The 14,061-nt window shown below is 51.7% G+C and carries 12 protein-coding genes and 1 pseudogene; 10 read left to right on the forward strand and 3 right to left on the reverse strand.

Annotation, left to right across the window (positions count from 1 at the left end):
* Nucleotides 1–27: 27 nt before the first annotated feature.
* The 8 genes and pseudogenes from glyQ (at nucleotide 28) to ABIE11_RS16990 (ending at nucleotide 9,857) form a co-directional block, all read left to right on the forward strand.
* The gene (gene glyQ, locus ABIE11_RS16955) at nucleotides 28–939 is read left to right on the forward strand and encodes a glycine--tRNA ligase subunit alpha (RefSeq protein WP_011915428.1); all 912 of its coding nucleotides are present in this window, start codon (nucleotides 28–30) and stop codon (nucleotides 937–939) included.
* Between the two features lie 9 nt (nucleotides 940–948).
* Nucleotides 949–3,018 (forward strand): glycine--tRNA ligase subunit beta, encoded by a 2,070-nt coding sequence (gene glyS / locus ABIE11_RS16960; protein ID WP_100778136.1) that lies wholly within the window; start codon nucleotides 949–951, stop codon nucleotides 3,016–3,018.
* Nucleotides 3,019–3,188: 170 nt separating this feature from the next.
* A complete protein-coding gene (gene tssD, locus ABIE11_RS16965; RefSeq protein WP_429184933.1) occupies nucleotides 3,189–5,180 on the forward strand; it encodes a type VI secretion system tube protein TssD in 1,992 nt (663 codons plus the stop codon).
* The gene (locus ABIE11_RS16970; protein WP_429184934.1) at nucleotides 5,177–5,836 is read left to right on the forward strand and encodes a DUF2931 family protein; all 660 of its coding nucleotides are present in this window, start codon (nucleotides 5,177–5,179) and stop codon (nucleotides 5,834–5,836) included. The genes tssD and ABIE11_RS16970 overlap by 4 nt, the downstream gene beginning before the upstream one ends.
* A 38-nt stretch (nucleotides 5,837–5,874) precedes the next feature.
* The gene (locus ABIE11_RS16975; RefSeq protein WP_429184936.1) at nucleotides 5,875–6,531 is read left to right on the forward strand and encodes a DUF2931 family protein; all 657 of its coding nucleotides are present in this window, start codon (nucleotides 5,875–5,877) and stop codon (nucleotides 6,529–6,531) included.
* Nucleotides 6,532–6,569: 38 nt separating this feature from the next.
* Entirely contained in the window at nucleotides 6,570–7,226 is a 657-nt protein-coding gene (locus ABIE11_RS16980) for a DUF2931 family protein (RefSeq protein WP_429184937.1), read from the forward strand.
* Nucleotides 7,227–7,357: 131 nt separating this feature from the next.
* A pseudogene (locus ABIE11_RS16985) lies at nucleotides 7,358–7,827 on the forward strand (DUF2931 family protein).
* A 407-nt stretch (nucleotides 7,828–8,234) separates the two neighbouring features.
* Nucleotides 8,235–9,857 carry an ABC-F family ATP-binding cassette domain-containing protein gene (locus ABIE11_RS16990; protein WP_429184939.1) on the forward strand — a complete coding sequence of 541 codons (1,623 nt, stop codon included), beginning with the start codon at nucleotides 8,235–8,237 and terminating at the stop codon, nucleotides 9,855–9,857.
* A 47-nt stretch (nucleotides 9,858–9,904) separates the two neighbouring features.
* On the opposite strand, the gene ABIE11_RS16995 is transcribed toward ABIE11_RS16990, so the two are convergent.
* Nucleotides 9,905–10,186, reverse strand: a complete 282-nt coding sequence (locus ABIE11_RS16995) for an HTH-type transcriptional regulator (RefSeq protein ID WP_100778131.1) — start codon at nucleotides 10,184–10,186, stop codon at nucleotides 9,905–9,907.
* Between the two features lie 329 nt (nucleotides 10,187–10,515).
* Between ABIE11_RS16995 and ABIE11_RS17000 the strand changes: the two genes are divergently transcribed.
* Both ABIE11_RS17000 and cspE read left to right on the forward strand, forming a co-directional pair.
* Nucleotides 10,516–11,226: a DUF3053 domain-containing protein gene (locus tag ABIE11_RS17000; protein WP_100778130.1), complete on the forward strand. Its 711-nt coding sequence runs from the start codon at nucleotides 10,516–10,518 to the stop codon at nucleotides 11,224–11,226.
* Nucleotides 11,227–11,471: 245 nt separating this feature from the next.
* On the forward strand, nucleotides 11,472–11,684 hold the full coding sequence (gene cspE / locus ABIE11_RS17005; protein WP_006177792.1) for a transcription antiterminator/RNA stability regulator CspE: 213 nt from the start codon (nucleotides 11,472–11,474) through the stop codon (nucleotides 11,682–11,684).
* A gap of 71 nt (nucleotides 11,685–11,755) precedes the next feature.
* Here the strand turns inward: cspE and ghrB are convergent, their stop codons facing one another.
* Nucleotides 11,756–12,727 (reverse strand): glyoxylate/hydroxypyruvate reductase GhrB, encoded by a 972-nt coding sequence (gene ghrB / locus ABIE11_RS17010; protein ID WP_102105019.1) that lies wholly within the window; start codon nucleotides 12,725–12,727, stop codon nucleotides 11,756–11,758.
* Nucleotides 12,728–12,753: 26 nt separating this feature from the next.
* A complete protein-coding gene (locus ABIE11_RS17015; RefSeq protein ID WP_123429660.1) occupies nucleotides 12,754–14,034 on the reverse strand; it encodes an MFS transporter in 1,281 nt (426 codons plus the stop codon).
* Between the last annotated feature and the right edge of the window lie 27 nt (nucleotides 14,035–14,061).

Genomic DNA, 14,061 nt, shown 5'->3' on the forward strand with positions numbered 1-14,061 from the left:
AACCACACGTATCCAGCACGAAATACTATGCAAAAGTTTGATACCAAGACCTTCCAGGGCCTGATCCTGACGTTACAGGATTACTGGGCTCGTCAGGGCTGCACCATTGTTCAACCTTTGGACATGGAAGTTGGCGCCGGCACTTCACACCCGATGACTAGCCTGCGTGCGCTGGGGCCTGAACCTATGGCAACCGCGTATGTGCAACCATCCCGTCGTCCGACCGATGGCCGCTATGGCGAAAACCCGAACCGCTTACAGCACTATTACCAGTTCCAGGTGGTGATTAAGCCTTCTCCGGATAATATCCAGGAGCTGTACCTCGGTTCCCTGAAAGAGCTGGGCGTGGATCCAACCATTCATGACATTCGCTTCGTGGAAGATAACTGGGAAAACCCAACGCTGGGTGCCTGGGGTCTGGGCTGGGAAGTGTGGCTGAACGGCATGGAAGTGACGCAGTTCACTTACTTCCAGCAGGTTGGTGGCCTTGAGTGTAAGCCAATCACCGGTGAGATCACCTACGGTCTGGAACGTCTGGCGATGTACATTCAGGGCGTAGACAGCGTTTACGACCTGGTCTGGAGCGACGGCCCGCTGGGTAAAACCACTTACGGCGACGTGTTCCATCAGAACGAAGTGGAGCAATCCACCTATAACTTCGAATACGCGGATGTGGACTTCCTGTTCACCTGCTTCGAGCAGTACGAGAAAGAAGCGCAGCAGCTGCTGGCGCTGGAAACTCCGCTGCCGCTGCCAGCCTACGAGCGTATTCTGAAGGCCGCCCATAGCTTTAACCTGCTCGACGCCCGTAAAGCCATCTCCGTGACTGAACGTCAGCGCTATATTTTGCGCATTCGCACGCTGACCAAAGCCGTTGCAGAAGCTTACTACGCGTCCCGTGAAGCTCTTGGCTTCCCGATGTGCAATCGAAATAAATAAGAGGCGGCCATGTCTGAGAATACTTTCCTGGTGGAAATCGGCACTGAAGAGCTGCCACCAAAAGCCCTGCGCAGCCTGGCGGAATCCTTCGCTGCAAATGTCACGGCTGAGCTGGATAACGCTGGCCTGGCGCACGGCAAAATCGAATGGTTTGCGGCTCCACGCCGTCTGGCGCTGAAAGTTGCAAATCTCGCAGCCTCCCAGCCAGACCGCGAAGTCGAAAAACGCGGCCCGGCCATTGCCCAGGCGTTCGACGCGGAAGGCAAACCGAGCAAAGCCGCCGAAGGCTGGGCGCGTGGTTGCGGTATCACCGTTGACCAGGCTGAGCGTCTGGCGACCGACAAAGGTGAATGGCTGCTGTATCGCGCCCATGTGAAAGGCGAAAGCGCAGAAGCGCTGCTGCCAAACATGATTGCCACGTCGCTGGCTAAACTGCCAATCCCGAAACTGATGCGCTGGGGCGCGAGCGACGTGCACTTTGTACGTCCGGTTCACACCGTGACCCTGCTGCTGGGCGATAAGCTGATCCCTGCGACAATCCTGGGTATTCAGTCCGATCGCGTGATCCGTGGCCATCGCTTTATGGGCGAGCCTGAGTTCACCATCGAGCACGCCGATCAGTATCCGCAGATCCTGCTGGAACGCGGCAAAGTCATTGCCGATTACGAGCAGCGTAAAGCCAAAATCAAAGCAGACGCGGAAGAAGCGGCACGCAAAATTGGTGGTAATGCCGATCTGAGCGAAAGCTTGCTGGAAGAAGTGACCTCGCTGGTGGAATGGCCAGTGGTCCTGACGGCTAAGTTCGAAGAGAAATTCCTCGCCGTTCCGGCTGAAGCGCTGGTTTACACCATGAAGGGTGACCAGAAGTACTTCCCGGTTTACGCGGCGGACGGCAAATTGCTGCCAAACTTTATCTTTGTGGCGAATATTGAGTCGAAAGATCCGAGCCAGATTATCTCCGGTAACGAGAAAGTGGTTCGTCCACGTCTTGCGGATGCTGAGTTCTTCTTCAATAGCGACCGTAAAAAACGTCTGGAAGATCACCTGCCGCGCCTGCAAACCGTTCTGTTCCAGCAACAGCTCGGCACGCTGCGCGACAAAACCGATCGTATCGCGGAGCTGTCTGGTTGGATCGCCCGTGAAATCGGTGCTGATGTTAACCACGCGACTCGCGCGGGCCTGCTCTCCAAGTGCGACCTGATGACCAACATGGTGTTCGAATTTACCGACACCCAGGGCGTTATGGGCATGCACTACGCACGTCATGACGGCGAAGCGGAAGATGTCGCGGTTGCGCTGAATGAGCAGTATCAGCCACGCTTTGCGGGCGATGAACTGCCGTCTAATCCGGTGGCCTGTGCCGTCGCGATTGCCGATAAAATGGATACCCTTGCGGGGATCTTTGGTATCGGTCAGCATCCAAAAGGCGACAAAGACCCGTTTGCACTGCGTCGTGCGGCGCTCGGCGTGCTGCGTATCATCGTTGAGAAGAACCTGAATCTGGATCTGCAGACGCTGACTGAAGAAGCGGTACGTCTGTACGGCGACAAGCTGACCAACGCCAAAGTAGTGGATGACGTTATCGACTTTATGCTTGGCCGTTTCCGCGCCTGGTATCAGGACGAAGGCTACACCGTCGATACCATTCAGGCCGTTCTGGCACGCCGTCCAACGCGTCCGGCAGATTTTGATGCACGCATGAAGGCGGTTTCGCACTTCCGTACGCTGGAAGCCGCGTCTGCGCTGGCTGCGGCTAACAAGCGTGTTTCCAATATCCTGGCGAAGTCCGATGAACAGCTCACCGAACGTGTCAACGCTGCCACCCTGAAAGAACCAGAAGAGATCGCGCTGGCGATGCAGGTTGTGGTATTGCGCGACAAGCTGGAGCCGTTCTTCGCGGAAGGCCGCTACCAGGAAGCGCTGGTGGAACTGGCAGAACTGCGTGAAGTGATCGATGCCTTCTTCGAAAAAGTGATGGTAAACGTAGAGGATAAAGAGCTGCGTATTAACCGCCTCTCGATGCTCGAAAAACTGCGTGAACTGTTCCTGCGCGTGGCGGATATTTCGCTGCTGCAGTAATCGGTTATCGATATAAAAAAACCCGCTGAAAGGCGGGTTTTTTATTTTCTAAACGTGTTCTCTTTTAAAGAATATATGATCTGTCAGACACTATTCAGTGTGAGAAAGAGTAATATAATGATGCTCATTTAATTGGCTCAGGGAATGTTGCCAGATAAGGACATCAACATATGAGTAATACCGTTTATTTAAGGATGAAAGGCGAACGTCAGGGTGAAATATCTTCAGGCTGCGGAACAGAAAAATCCATTGGTAATCGCTACCAGTATCAGCATCGGGATGAAATTCTTGTTTACCAGCTTGCCTCCAGTATGACGAGCACCGCATATGGCATGAACCACCCGGGCCTGCGATTTACTAAACCGATAGATAAAAGCACGCCATTACTGACGACCGCGATTAATGAGAATGAAAAGCTGCAGCTGATCTTCGATTTTTATCGCACCAATCGCTACGGGCGACAGGAGAAATACTATCAGATAGAACTCCGTGGGGCATCTGTTCAGGGGATTATGCATTCTATAAATCCGGGTGTTCTCGATAGTGAAAATATCACTGTGAGTTATGAATATATTCGCAGCAAACATCTTAGCGCTAACACGGAATACAGTGACCTGATCCTACCGGATAACTATAAACAGCTGTTTCCGCCGAATGAAAAGCCGCAGCCAGAAATACGTCATATTATTTTGACACTGGGCGTCTTTTTTGATGGAACCGGTAATAATGCCGTGAACACGCAGAATATGTTAGCTGCCTGTACCGCTGCCCATTTCGAACTCTCCGATCCGGATGCTGAAATTATTCTGGCCCGTACTGCCGAGGAAAAGATGGGCATTTCAGGTACCAGCGCTACCAGCTATATCGGGGGCTATACAAATATTCACTGGTTAAATACGTTGTACAAAACGGATATCCCCATTGATACAGGGCAAGTGCAGGCAGCAATTTATGTGGAAGGGATTGGTACCGAAGCGGGCAAACCGGACAGTATGCTTGGCCTGACCTTAGGCGTGGCGGATACCGGGGTGATTGCGAAGACGGACCTTGCGGTGAAGCAGATTGCGGTGGGCTTAAGAAAATTCTTCAATGATTTGAGCGAATTTATTTCGGTTCCTTCACTTAAGGTCACAGAGCTGAGGTTTGATATCTTTGGTTTTAGCCGTGGAGCCGCCGCCGCACGCCATTTTGCCAACCGTATTCAGGATAAAGACAGAGTGATCGCCAATGCCATTCGCTACGGAATGGGAGAGGTCAATTATGTCGGTGCGCCAGCCGGGAAAACGCGTTTCATCGGCATTTTCGATACTGTCGCCGCCATCGGCACGCCACAGAACGGCCTGAACCCGCACACGGCGAACACCGGCGAGGTCAATATCATGCTGCGTCCTGGCGTGGCGGAAAAAGTCTTTCATATCACGGCACAGAACGAATGCCGCTTTAACTTTGCGCTGAACAGTGTCCAGCCCGCCTGGCCTGAACTGGCGCTGCCCGGCGCTCACTCCGATATCGGCGGAGGTTATTTGCCAGTGGTGCGCGAAAATATCTTCCTTACACGCCCCGAGGGTGAAACGGTGCCACTCAACACACCTCCTCAAAAGTCGCGGGCGTACCGTCATGCCGTAGCACAATTGTCTGTACTTGAGGCTTCCGCAGTAGTGGCCCCGCTTATCCGCACCAACGACATTAGCGCGGATGTGTGGGAAGACGAGCGAATGCCAGCCCATCACATCGAGGGGATGCAAAAACGGGCATTTGCTGCGCTGACCATGAAGCAAAGACTGGTGAAGAACGACTGGTCCAAAGTGGTACTACGGGTCATGCTCGATGCGGCGCAGGAGGCGGGAGTCGTGTTTGATCCACTTGACTCAAATAAACCGGGACTGGCACTTCCCCAAGAATTATCTTCTCTCTGTGAAACAGCGATAAAGTCAGGAAAAGCAGCACGTCTTGGTTTATCACTCATTCACTTTACGCCGACTGAAATCGATATTATTGCTGAGAAGTATATCCACTGCTCGGCAAACTGGAACAGCATCACGCTCGACTCACACAGGAAGATTTATGGTGGTATGTCACCCTCGAAGATAATTGGTTTTGTAAATCGCCCTGATGAGGGATGGAAACGGACAACCTATGACATGGATGGGAATAAAAAATGAAAATGGGCAAACGGTTCTTTATTTCACTTTTGCTTGCAGTTGCAGGTTGCCATTCGACCGGAGCCATAACCCCCGAAGAAACCGGTGAAATGCCTTATGGGATGTGGGAATTTGCATTTTTTACGCCCAAGGCATTACCTGCTGATGTGACTTATGTCGGCATTATCGATGATAAAAATATTCTCTACTCATTCAGAACGCTGGACAGTACTAAGGATAGTTGGGTAACAGTTGGCACATGGAATAATAAGGTAAGACGGCATGCACAATTCAACAAAGCCCGCCATCCCCCTGTCGCTATGCTGTTTTGCTGGGACTCAATAATCGATAAAAAGACGTATGAAACGCGCATTATATTTCCTGAATCACTTAGGAGCAGAATGAGTGTTTCGACAGGAGTTGATCGCTATGGCGAAAAAGCATGGTATGACACTCTGTTGTTTGGGCTTGCGCCCGGGGGAAAAGTAAAGGTCTGGTTGCAAAATACCGTTGGGGGTAATGGAAGCATCGAAGTGGAGCCAAAAAAAATCACCACATTATCAGACGATAAGTTGGATGGTTGTAAGGGGATAACCCAACATCCAAATGGTTATGTGTATTTTGGTGAAACACCCGAATTTATCAAAGGCAAAACCTACCCTTACGGCAATTGGTGAGACTGTGAACTCACGCTTAACACCATGGATGGCAATAAATGAAATCTGGCAAACGGATTTTTCTTTTACTCTTACTTGCAGTTGCAGGCTGCCACTCGGCTGGATCTCTAACCCCGGAAGAAACCGGTGAAATGCCTTATGGGATGTGGGAGTTTGCATTTTTTACGCCGAAAGCGCTTCCGGCCCTCGTGACATATGTCGGCATTATCGATGATAAAAATATTCTCTACTCATTCAGAACGCTGGACAGTACCCAGGATAGCTACCTGACCGTCGGCACATGGAATGATAAGGTCGGTCGGCATGGGCAATTTAACAAAGCCCGTCATCCGCCTGTAGCCATGCTTTTTTGTTGGGATTCCAGTATTGATAAAAAAACCTATGAGACGTGTATTATTTTTCCATCATTCATGAGGGAAAAAATGAGGATATCTACAGGGATAGACCGCTTAGGAGAAAGGGCCTGGTACGACACCATCCTGTTTGGTCTGGCTCCCGAGGGGAAGGTCAAAGTCTGGTTACAAAACAGTGGCGGGGGAGACAACCTGCCAGTAGAGCCTAAAAAAATCACAACGCTGTCAGGCGACAAACTGGATGGTTGCAAAGGCATCACCAAACATTCAAAAGGGTATCGGTATTCGAAGACGACGCAGGAATTTATCAAAGGCAAAACGTACCCTTACGGCAATTGGTGAGACTGTGAACTCACGCTTAACACCATGGATGGCAATAAATGAAATCTGGCAAACGGATTTTTCTTTTACTCTTACTTGCAGTTGCAGGCTGCCACTCGGCTGGATCTCTAACCCCGGAAGAAACCGGTGAAATGCCTTATGGGCTGTGGGAGTTTGCATTTTTTACGCCGAAAGCACTTCCGGCCCTCGTGACATATGTCGGCATTATCGATGATAAAAATATTCTCTACTCATTCAGAACGCTGGACAGTACTCAGGATAGCTACCTGACCGTCGGCACATGGAATGACAAGGTCGGTCGGCATGGGCAATTTAACAAAGCGCGTCATCCGCCTGTAGCCATCCTTTTTTGTTGGGATTCCAGTATTGATAAAAAAACCTATGAGACGCGTATTATTTTTCCAGCATTCATGAGGGAAAAAATGAGGATATCTACAGGGATAGACCGCTTAGGAGAAAGGGCATGGTACAACACCATCCTGTTTGGTCTGGCTCCCGAGGGGAAGGTCAAAGTCTGGTTACAAAACAGTGGCGGGGGAGACAACCTGCCGGTAGAGCCTAAAAAAATCACAACGCTGTCAGGCGACAAACTGGATGGTTGTAAAGGCATCACCAAACATTCAAAAGGATATCGTTCTTCGAAGACGACGCAGGAATTTATCAAAGACAAAACCTACCCATATGGCAACTGGTGAGTCTGGAAACTCACGTTTAACACCATGGATGGCAATAAATGAAATCTGGCAAACGGATTTTTCTTTTACTCTTACTTGCAGTTGCAGGCTGCCACTCGGCTAGACCTATAACCCCAGAAGAAACCGGTGAGATGCCTTATGGGCTATGGGGATTTGTGTTTTTTACGCCGAAAGCGCTTCCGGCTTTTGTCAATTATGTTGGCATCATCGATGATAAAAAAGTTCTCTACTCATTTAGAACGCTTGATCGGGTTGAGGATGATGCTTCAAGCATCGGGTTATGGAATAACCGCTACATGAATTTCGCGCAATTTAACAAAGCGCGCCATCCACCGGTGGCTATGCTTTTTTGCTGGGATTCTATTATCGATAAAAAAACCTATGAAACGCGTATTATTTTCCCGGCGTCCATGAGGGAAAAAATGAACACCTCAACTGGCTGGGTAAGGAGGCCTGGTACAGTACAATTCTGTTTGGTCTGGCTCCCGAGGGGAAGGTTAGAGTCTGGTTGCAAAACAGCGGCGGGGGAAACAACCTGCCGATAGAGCCTAAAAAATCACAACGCTGTCAGGCGATAAACTGGAGGGATGTAAAGGGATAAGTCGGCTTGATATGTCTTACAAAATTCCGGAGGGATATGATCAGGATACAAAAGACTTTATCAAAGACAAAACCTACCCTTACGGCAACTGGTGAGGCTGTGAACTCACGTTTAACTCCTTGGATGGCAATAAATGAAATCTGGCAAACGGTTCTTTCTTTCACTCTTTCTTGCTGTTGCAGGTTGCCAATCGGCTGGATCTCTAACCCCGGAAGAAACCGGTTAATCACTGCCTAACTTTTAACCTTGAAACCTTGGCCCGAATGCGGCTATCCTTTGTCGCGACGAACCCCTCGTCATTTCTGGAGCACATAACGAAAAATGAACAATCACGACTGATGAATTTCGATCCTTGCTAAACGCTTGTGCGTCGGCAGGGGATGTTTTGATTTCATTCAGGAGTGCTTATGGCTCATTTTTGTGCGCAATCCCCCTCTTTTATTTTGCATCAGGTCACCTGTCAGTTTGCGACGGGCGATACCCTTTTTGGTCCGCTGAATTTAGCGCTGGAACCGTCGCTTTGTGCGCTGGTCGGGCGTAACGGCAGCGGCAAAACACGCCTTTTACGCCTGCTGGCCGGGCTGGACTCCCCGACGAGTGGTCATATCGAGCGTCGCGCGTCGCATGTTTACGTCGCGCAGCAGCATGATATTTCTGCGCAGACCACCCTGGCGGAACTGCTTGGCTACGACGACATTTTCGCGACCCGCCGACGCATCGACAGCGGTGACTATCAGCCAGACGATCTGGAACGTCTCGACGGTTACTGGGACTTAGCTGAACGGTTAACCGCGGCGTTTCTCACGGCCAATCTTCCTCCTTTTGATCCCGAACACCTCGCGTCTTCCCTTAGCGGCGGCGAACGCGTGCGGGCTTTGCTGTGCGGGGCTTTTACCGCTAATGCCGATTATCTGCTGCTTGATGAGCCGACGAACCACCTCGACAGACAGGGGCGTGAATGGTTTTACGCCCAGCTCGCGCGTTGTAGCTGCGGCGTGATGGTCGCGACTCACGATCGCGAATTACTGGCGCAGGTGCCGCGCATACTGGAACTTAGCGGTACCGGGCTACGCGTTTATGGCGGCAATTACGACGACTATGAACGCCAGCGGGATGCCGAACAGCAGGCGGCGCGTGCGGCGCTGGACCATGCTGCCACAGAGCGCAAACGCACCCGCGCCCGTATGCACAAAGAGCATGACGCCAGCCAGCGGCGGTCGGCGCAAACGCTGCGCACGGTTGATTCCATGAACATCGCCTCCTTTGAACGGATTAAATATAAAATGGCGGCGAAAGAGCGGCCCGGTACGTGGCGCAAGCAGCATCATGAACAAACTGACGCCCTGAATACTGCCGTAAAACAGGCTCGTGAGCGGGTGGAGGAAGAGAATCCGGTGATGTTTACCCTGCCGGGCAGTCGCATTGCCGAGGGCAAACAGGCGATCGTCCTGCAGGAGCTGGTTCTTCCGTACGTGAACATGCCCCCTGTTAACTGGCGCATGGACGGTCCGATGCGCGTGGCGCTACGCGGGCCAAACGGCTGCGGGAAATCGACATTATTGAAGATTATTCTCGGTGAGCTGGAAGCTGTTTCAGGAACCTGTCGCGTGTCGGTGCAAAGTGCGTATCTCGATCAGCACCTGTCGCAGCTGGATCTTACACAGTCCGTCATGACGCATCTCAACCTGCATGACACGCCGCTGGAAGAGGGCGTGCTGCGCAGTCGTCTGGCGCAGCTTCAATTGGGTGCGGATAAAGTCTCCCTGCCGCTGAGGGAGCTGAGCGGCGGCGAGCGTCTGAAAGCGGCGTTGGCATGCGTCCTGTGGCGGGAAGAGGCTATTCAACTGTTGCTGCTGGATGAACCGACGAACCATCTGGATTTGGCCTCTGTACAGGCGATTGAAGCGGCGCTGGCCGGTTTTCCCGGTGCGCTGCTGGTGGTGTCCCACGATCAGGCTTTCCTTAATGGACTCCAGCTGACCCATGAGATGGTGTGGGATGAGAAAGGATGGCGTTGTGAAGGGCTCTAGAATACAAACCCCCGCAATTGCGGGGGCGATAAGATGAACGTATTAACTTACTGCGTACTGACTGTTCGAGCGACCTGAATCATGCGCATCAGTTTCAGCTCGGTCGTGGAGGGTTTTACACGTTTTGATTCCCACTCATGGACCAAGGCCACACTGACGCCCATCTCTCGGGCGAAATCATCAATTTTTAACCCTGTCCCTTTGCGTAATCGCTCAAATTCAGTAAAGGGATTCGTCTTTTGGGACGGGGTAACGGTCTGCGATAAATCTTTAAAAACAATTTGTTCCAGGCTGCTTAACAGCTCAAGCATAGGATCTTTAGATTCCATTAAGAACTCCTCTTAAATCACACAGCGGGATCGTGAACATCAGAGAGCCAATTAAGGATAGCCTCAAAAGAGTGCAAAAGATTGTCACGTCTGTGATTAATCGTGCGGTAACGATTGCCTTATTCGTTTCAGCAAAAGAGAGCGTGACGCTAATTACCTGATTAATCGAAACAGGCTTTGCGCAGTATTTTTTTGTAAATCGTAAGAAATAAACCGGCAATAGCCGTTTTGCATGAAAAGAGTATCCTGACGGCCTGACCTGGACTATCCTAATCAGCGTCGGGCACGCGTGTGCCGGTGTGCGTTTTTTGGGTGAAAGGAGTATTAAAATGGCGACAGGAAAGTCCTGCTCTCGCTGGTTTGCGCCTATTGCGGCGTTGTTGATGGTAGTTAGCCTGAGTGGGTGTTTCGATAAAGAAGGCGATCAGCGTAAAGCGTTTATCGATTTTCTACAAAATACCGTGATGCGCAGTGGCGAGCATCTGCCGACGCTGACTGCGGATCAGAAAAAACAGTTTGGTCCCTTCGTTTCCGATTACGCCATCCTTTATGGTTATTCACAGCAGGTGAATCAGGCGATGGATTCCGGTTTGCGTCCGGTTGTGGACAGCGTTAACGCAATCCGCGTTCCACAGGACTATATGACTCAGCGTGAACCGCTGCGCCAGTCTAATGGTGCGCTCGGGGTGCTGAGCCAGCAGCTACAGAATGCGAAAATGCAGGCTGATGCGGCGCGTTCTGCGCTGAAACAGGGTGAAGATCTGAAACCTGTGTTTGATCAGGTGTACGAGAAAGTTGTCACCAAACCTTCAGATGCAATGCAGCCGCTGATCCCAGCCGCGCAGATCTTTAGCCAGCAACTGGTGCAGGTGGGCGATTTTATCTCCCAGCAGGGGACGCAGGTGAGCTTTGTCTCTAACGGCATTCAGTTCCCAACGTCTCAGCAAGCCAGCCAGTACAACACGCTGATTGGGCCGCTTGCCTCTCAGCACCAGGCCTTTAGCCAGGCGTGGAGCGCGGCAGTCACCGCGACGGAATAAAAGAAAACCCCGCCTGGTGCGGGGTTTTTTACAAGCTGATAAAAATAATGCTTGTCATTCATCTACCACATCGGTATAACTATTCCTGTCGGTTTGTTACACAGACCTAAAGCAGTTTAGTTAAGTAGTCCAGATGAGTTATCCAAAGATACCTTCGTAGTGACCCTTCCTTCATCGCTTAAAAATCTGTAACACATTCCATCATCGCGCCGGAAGGCAAAACGTATTTTAAAAAGGTAATTTCTATGTCTGGTAAAATGACTGGTCTGGTAAAATGGTTCAACGCTGATAAAGGCTTCGGCTTCATCACTCCTGACGATGGCTCTAAAGATGTATTCGTACACTTCTCTGCTATCCAGAACGAAGGCTACAAATCTTTGGACGAAGGTCAGAAAGTTTCCTTCACCATCGAAAGCGGCGCTAAAGGCCCAGCAGCTGGTAACGTTGTAAGCCTGTAAGCTTCCAACCCAGCAGCACAAGAATTTAAAAACCCGCCTCTGGCGGGTTTTTTTCGTTTCAGGCTTTGTGATTATTTTACCTGCGGGTTCACGCAGTTCTTCTCAACTTTCCCGTTCAGCGCATCGATCAGGTTATCCACCGCCGTGGACGCCATATTGTATCGCGTCTCATGAGTGGCCGAACCGATATGCGGCAGCGCAACCACGTTAGGCAATGTCAGCAGCGGCGAATCGATCGGCAGCGGCTCCTGCTCGAACACATCCAGACCCGCCGCGTGGATCTCACCCTGTTGCAAGGCTTCAATCAACGCCTTCTCATCCACCACTGGCCCACGGCCTGCGTTGATGAAAATGGCCGTTTTTTTCATTTTCTCAAACTCAGCTTTACCGATCAGATGATGCGTCTCATCCGTCAGCGGCAGGATCAGGCAGACATAATCCGCTTCCTGCAGCAGTGTATCTAACTCACAGTAACGGCCATTGAAACGCTCTTCAGCTTCTTTATGCTGACGGCGTGCATTGTAGAGAATCGGCATGTTAAAGCCGAAATGCGCGCGCTGAGCCAGCGCCAGCCCGATCCGGCCCATGCCGACAATCCCCAGCGTTTTGCCGTGAACGTCCACACCAAACCAGTCGGGACCGATGCTTTTAGTCCATTCGCCTGCTTTCACGCGCTCAGCCACTTCCACAACGCGACGCGCAGTGCTCAGCACCAGCGCCATCAGCGTATCCGCAACCGTCTCGGTGAGTGCGGTTGGCGTGTGCATCAGCAGAACATTGCGTGCGTTAAGCGCCTCGACGTCAAAGTTGTCGTAGCCGACAGAGATCGTCGAGGTCGCACGAAGCTTCGGCATTTTCTCCAGCAATGCGCTATCCACTTTTTCGCTTGAGCCCAGTAGCCCTTCCGCGCTGGCAAAGGCTTCCGCGTGCTGCGCCACGGTCTCCTGGCTCAGGTTTTTCACCTGCGTGACGGTGAAATGTTCCTCAAGACGTTTGTGTAGATCGTCGGGCAGTGCTTTATACAAAATGACGGACGGCTTCATGCTAATCTCCGTTGATTTTAAAAGGTTCAGGCGTGACGTGCGCCAGCAGGAATTTGTTGATTATTAGCAGGCTTAACAATCAAAGTAAGCCACACAGAAGCGAAAAGTGCCACCCCCATAAATATGTACGAGGCCGACGGGCTGCCGGTGGCGCCGTTGAGATAGCCAACAAACCACGAGCCGAAGAACGAACCTAACGCTCCCATGCTGTTGATCAGCGCCATCGCGCCACCGGCTACGTTACGCGGCAGCATTTCCGGGATGATGGCAAAGAACGGACCATATGGCGCGTACATGGCCGCACCAGCGATCACCAGCAGCGTGTAAGAGACCCAGAAATGGTTTGCGCCTACCGCCCATGAACCGATAAAGGCGAAAGCGGCAATCAACAGCAGCGGCCAGACGAATAATTTACGGTTTTGCAGCTTATCCGAGGCCCACGACACCACGATCATCGCGATCGTTGCCGCCAGATACGGCACCGACGACAGCCAGCCCACTTCCACCATGCCGAGGTTTTCGCCACCGCTGCGAATAATCGACGGCAGCCACAGCACAAAACCGTACACCCCGATGCTCCACGCGAAATATTGCATACACAGCAGGATAACGTTGCGCGAACGGAAAGCCTCACCGTAGTTACGCACCGCTTTCAGCCCCTGCTGTTCTTTATCCAGCTCGGCCTGCAGAGCGGCTTTTTCACTGGTGGAAAGCCAGGTCGCCTGCGACGGTTTATCTTTCACCAGCACCCACCAGCAGAATGCCCAGATGATCGCCGGGAATCCTTCGATGATGAACATGTGACGCCAGCCGAATGACTGAATCAGATAACCCGAAACCACGGACATCCACAGGACCGTCACCGGGTTACCGAGGATCAGGAACGTATTGGCGCGTGAGCGTTCAGATTTGGTAAACCAGTTGCTGATGTAAATCAGCATCGCAGGCATCACGGCGGCTTCAACGACCCCGAGAATAAAGCGAATGGCGGCCAGTGCGGGGATATTATTGACCATCCCGGTGAGGGATGCGCAGGCGCCCCACAAAATCAGGCAGACAAAGATCAGTTTGCGCACGCTGCGGCGTTCGGCGTAAATCGCTCCAGGGATCTGGAAGAAGAAATAGCCAAGGAAGAACAGGGCGCCTAACAGGGACGAAACGCCTTTGGTGATCCCCAAATCTTCGGTGATCCCTGCGGCAGACGCGAAGCTGAAGTTCGCGCGATCAAGGTACGCCAGGCTGTACGTGATAAACACGATAGGCATGATGTACCACCAGCGTTTAACTGCATTGGTCGATGTGTTCATGGGCTTGCCTCTGTTGTTGAGGTTTAT

The sequence above is a fragment of the Lelliottia sp. 489 genome, from assembly GCF_050435885.1.
Taxonomy (GTDB): Bacteria; Pseudomonadota; Gammaproteobacteria; order Enterobacterales; family Enterobacteriaceae; genus Enterobacter; species Enterobacter nimipressuralis.

Coding starts and splice junctions, on each gene's coding strand:
- glyQ (WP_011915428.1), top strand. CDS start 28: ATGCAAAAGTTTGATACCAAGACCTTCCAGGGCCTGATCCTGACGTTA.
- glyS (WP_100778136.1), top strand. CDS start 949: ATGTCTGAGAATACTTTCCTGGTGGAAATCGGCACTGAAGAGCTGCCA.
- tssD (WP_429184933.1), top strand. CDS start 3,189: ATGAGTAATACCGTTTATTTAAGGATGAAAGGCGAACGTCAGGGTGAA.
- ABIE11_RS16970 (WP_429184934.1), top strand. CDS start 5,177: ATGAAAATGGGCAAACGGTTCTTTATTTCACTTTTGCTTGCAGTTGCA.
- ABIE11_RS16975 (WP_429184936.1), top strand. CDS start 5,875: ATGAAATCTGGCAAACGGATTTTTCTTTTACTCTTACTTGCAGTTGCA.
- ABIE11_RS16980 (WP_429184937.1), top strand. CDS start 6,570: ATGAAATCTGGCAAACGGATTTTTCTTTTACTCTTACTTGCAGTTGCA.
- ABIE11_RS16990 (WP_429184939.1), top strand. CDS start 8,235: ATGGCTCATTTTTGTGCGCAATCCCCCTCTTTTATTTTGCATCAGGTC.
- ABIE11_RS16995 (WP_100778131.1), bottom strand. CDS start 10,186: ATGGAATCTAAAGATCCTATGCTTGAGCTGTTAAGCAGCCTGGAACAA.
- ABIE11_RS17000 (WP_100778130.1), top strand. CDS start 10,516: ATGGCGACAGGAAAGTCCTGCTCTCGCTGGTTTGCGCCTATTGCGGCG.
- cspE (WP_006177792.1), top strand. CDS start 11,472: ATGTCTGGTAAAATGACTGGTCTGGTAAAATGGTTCAACGCTGATAAA.
- ghrB (WP_102105019.1), bottom strand. CDS start 12,727: ATGAAGCCGTCCGTCATTTTGTATAAAGCACTGCCCGACGATCTACAC.
- ABIE11_RS17015 (WP_123429660.1), bottom strand. CDS start 14,034: ATGAACACATCGACCAATGCAGTTAAACGCTGGTGGTACATCATGCCT.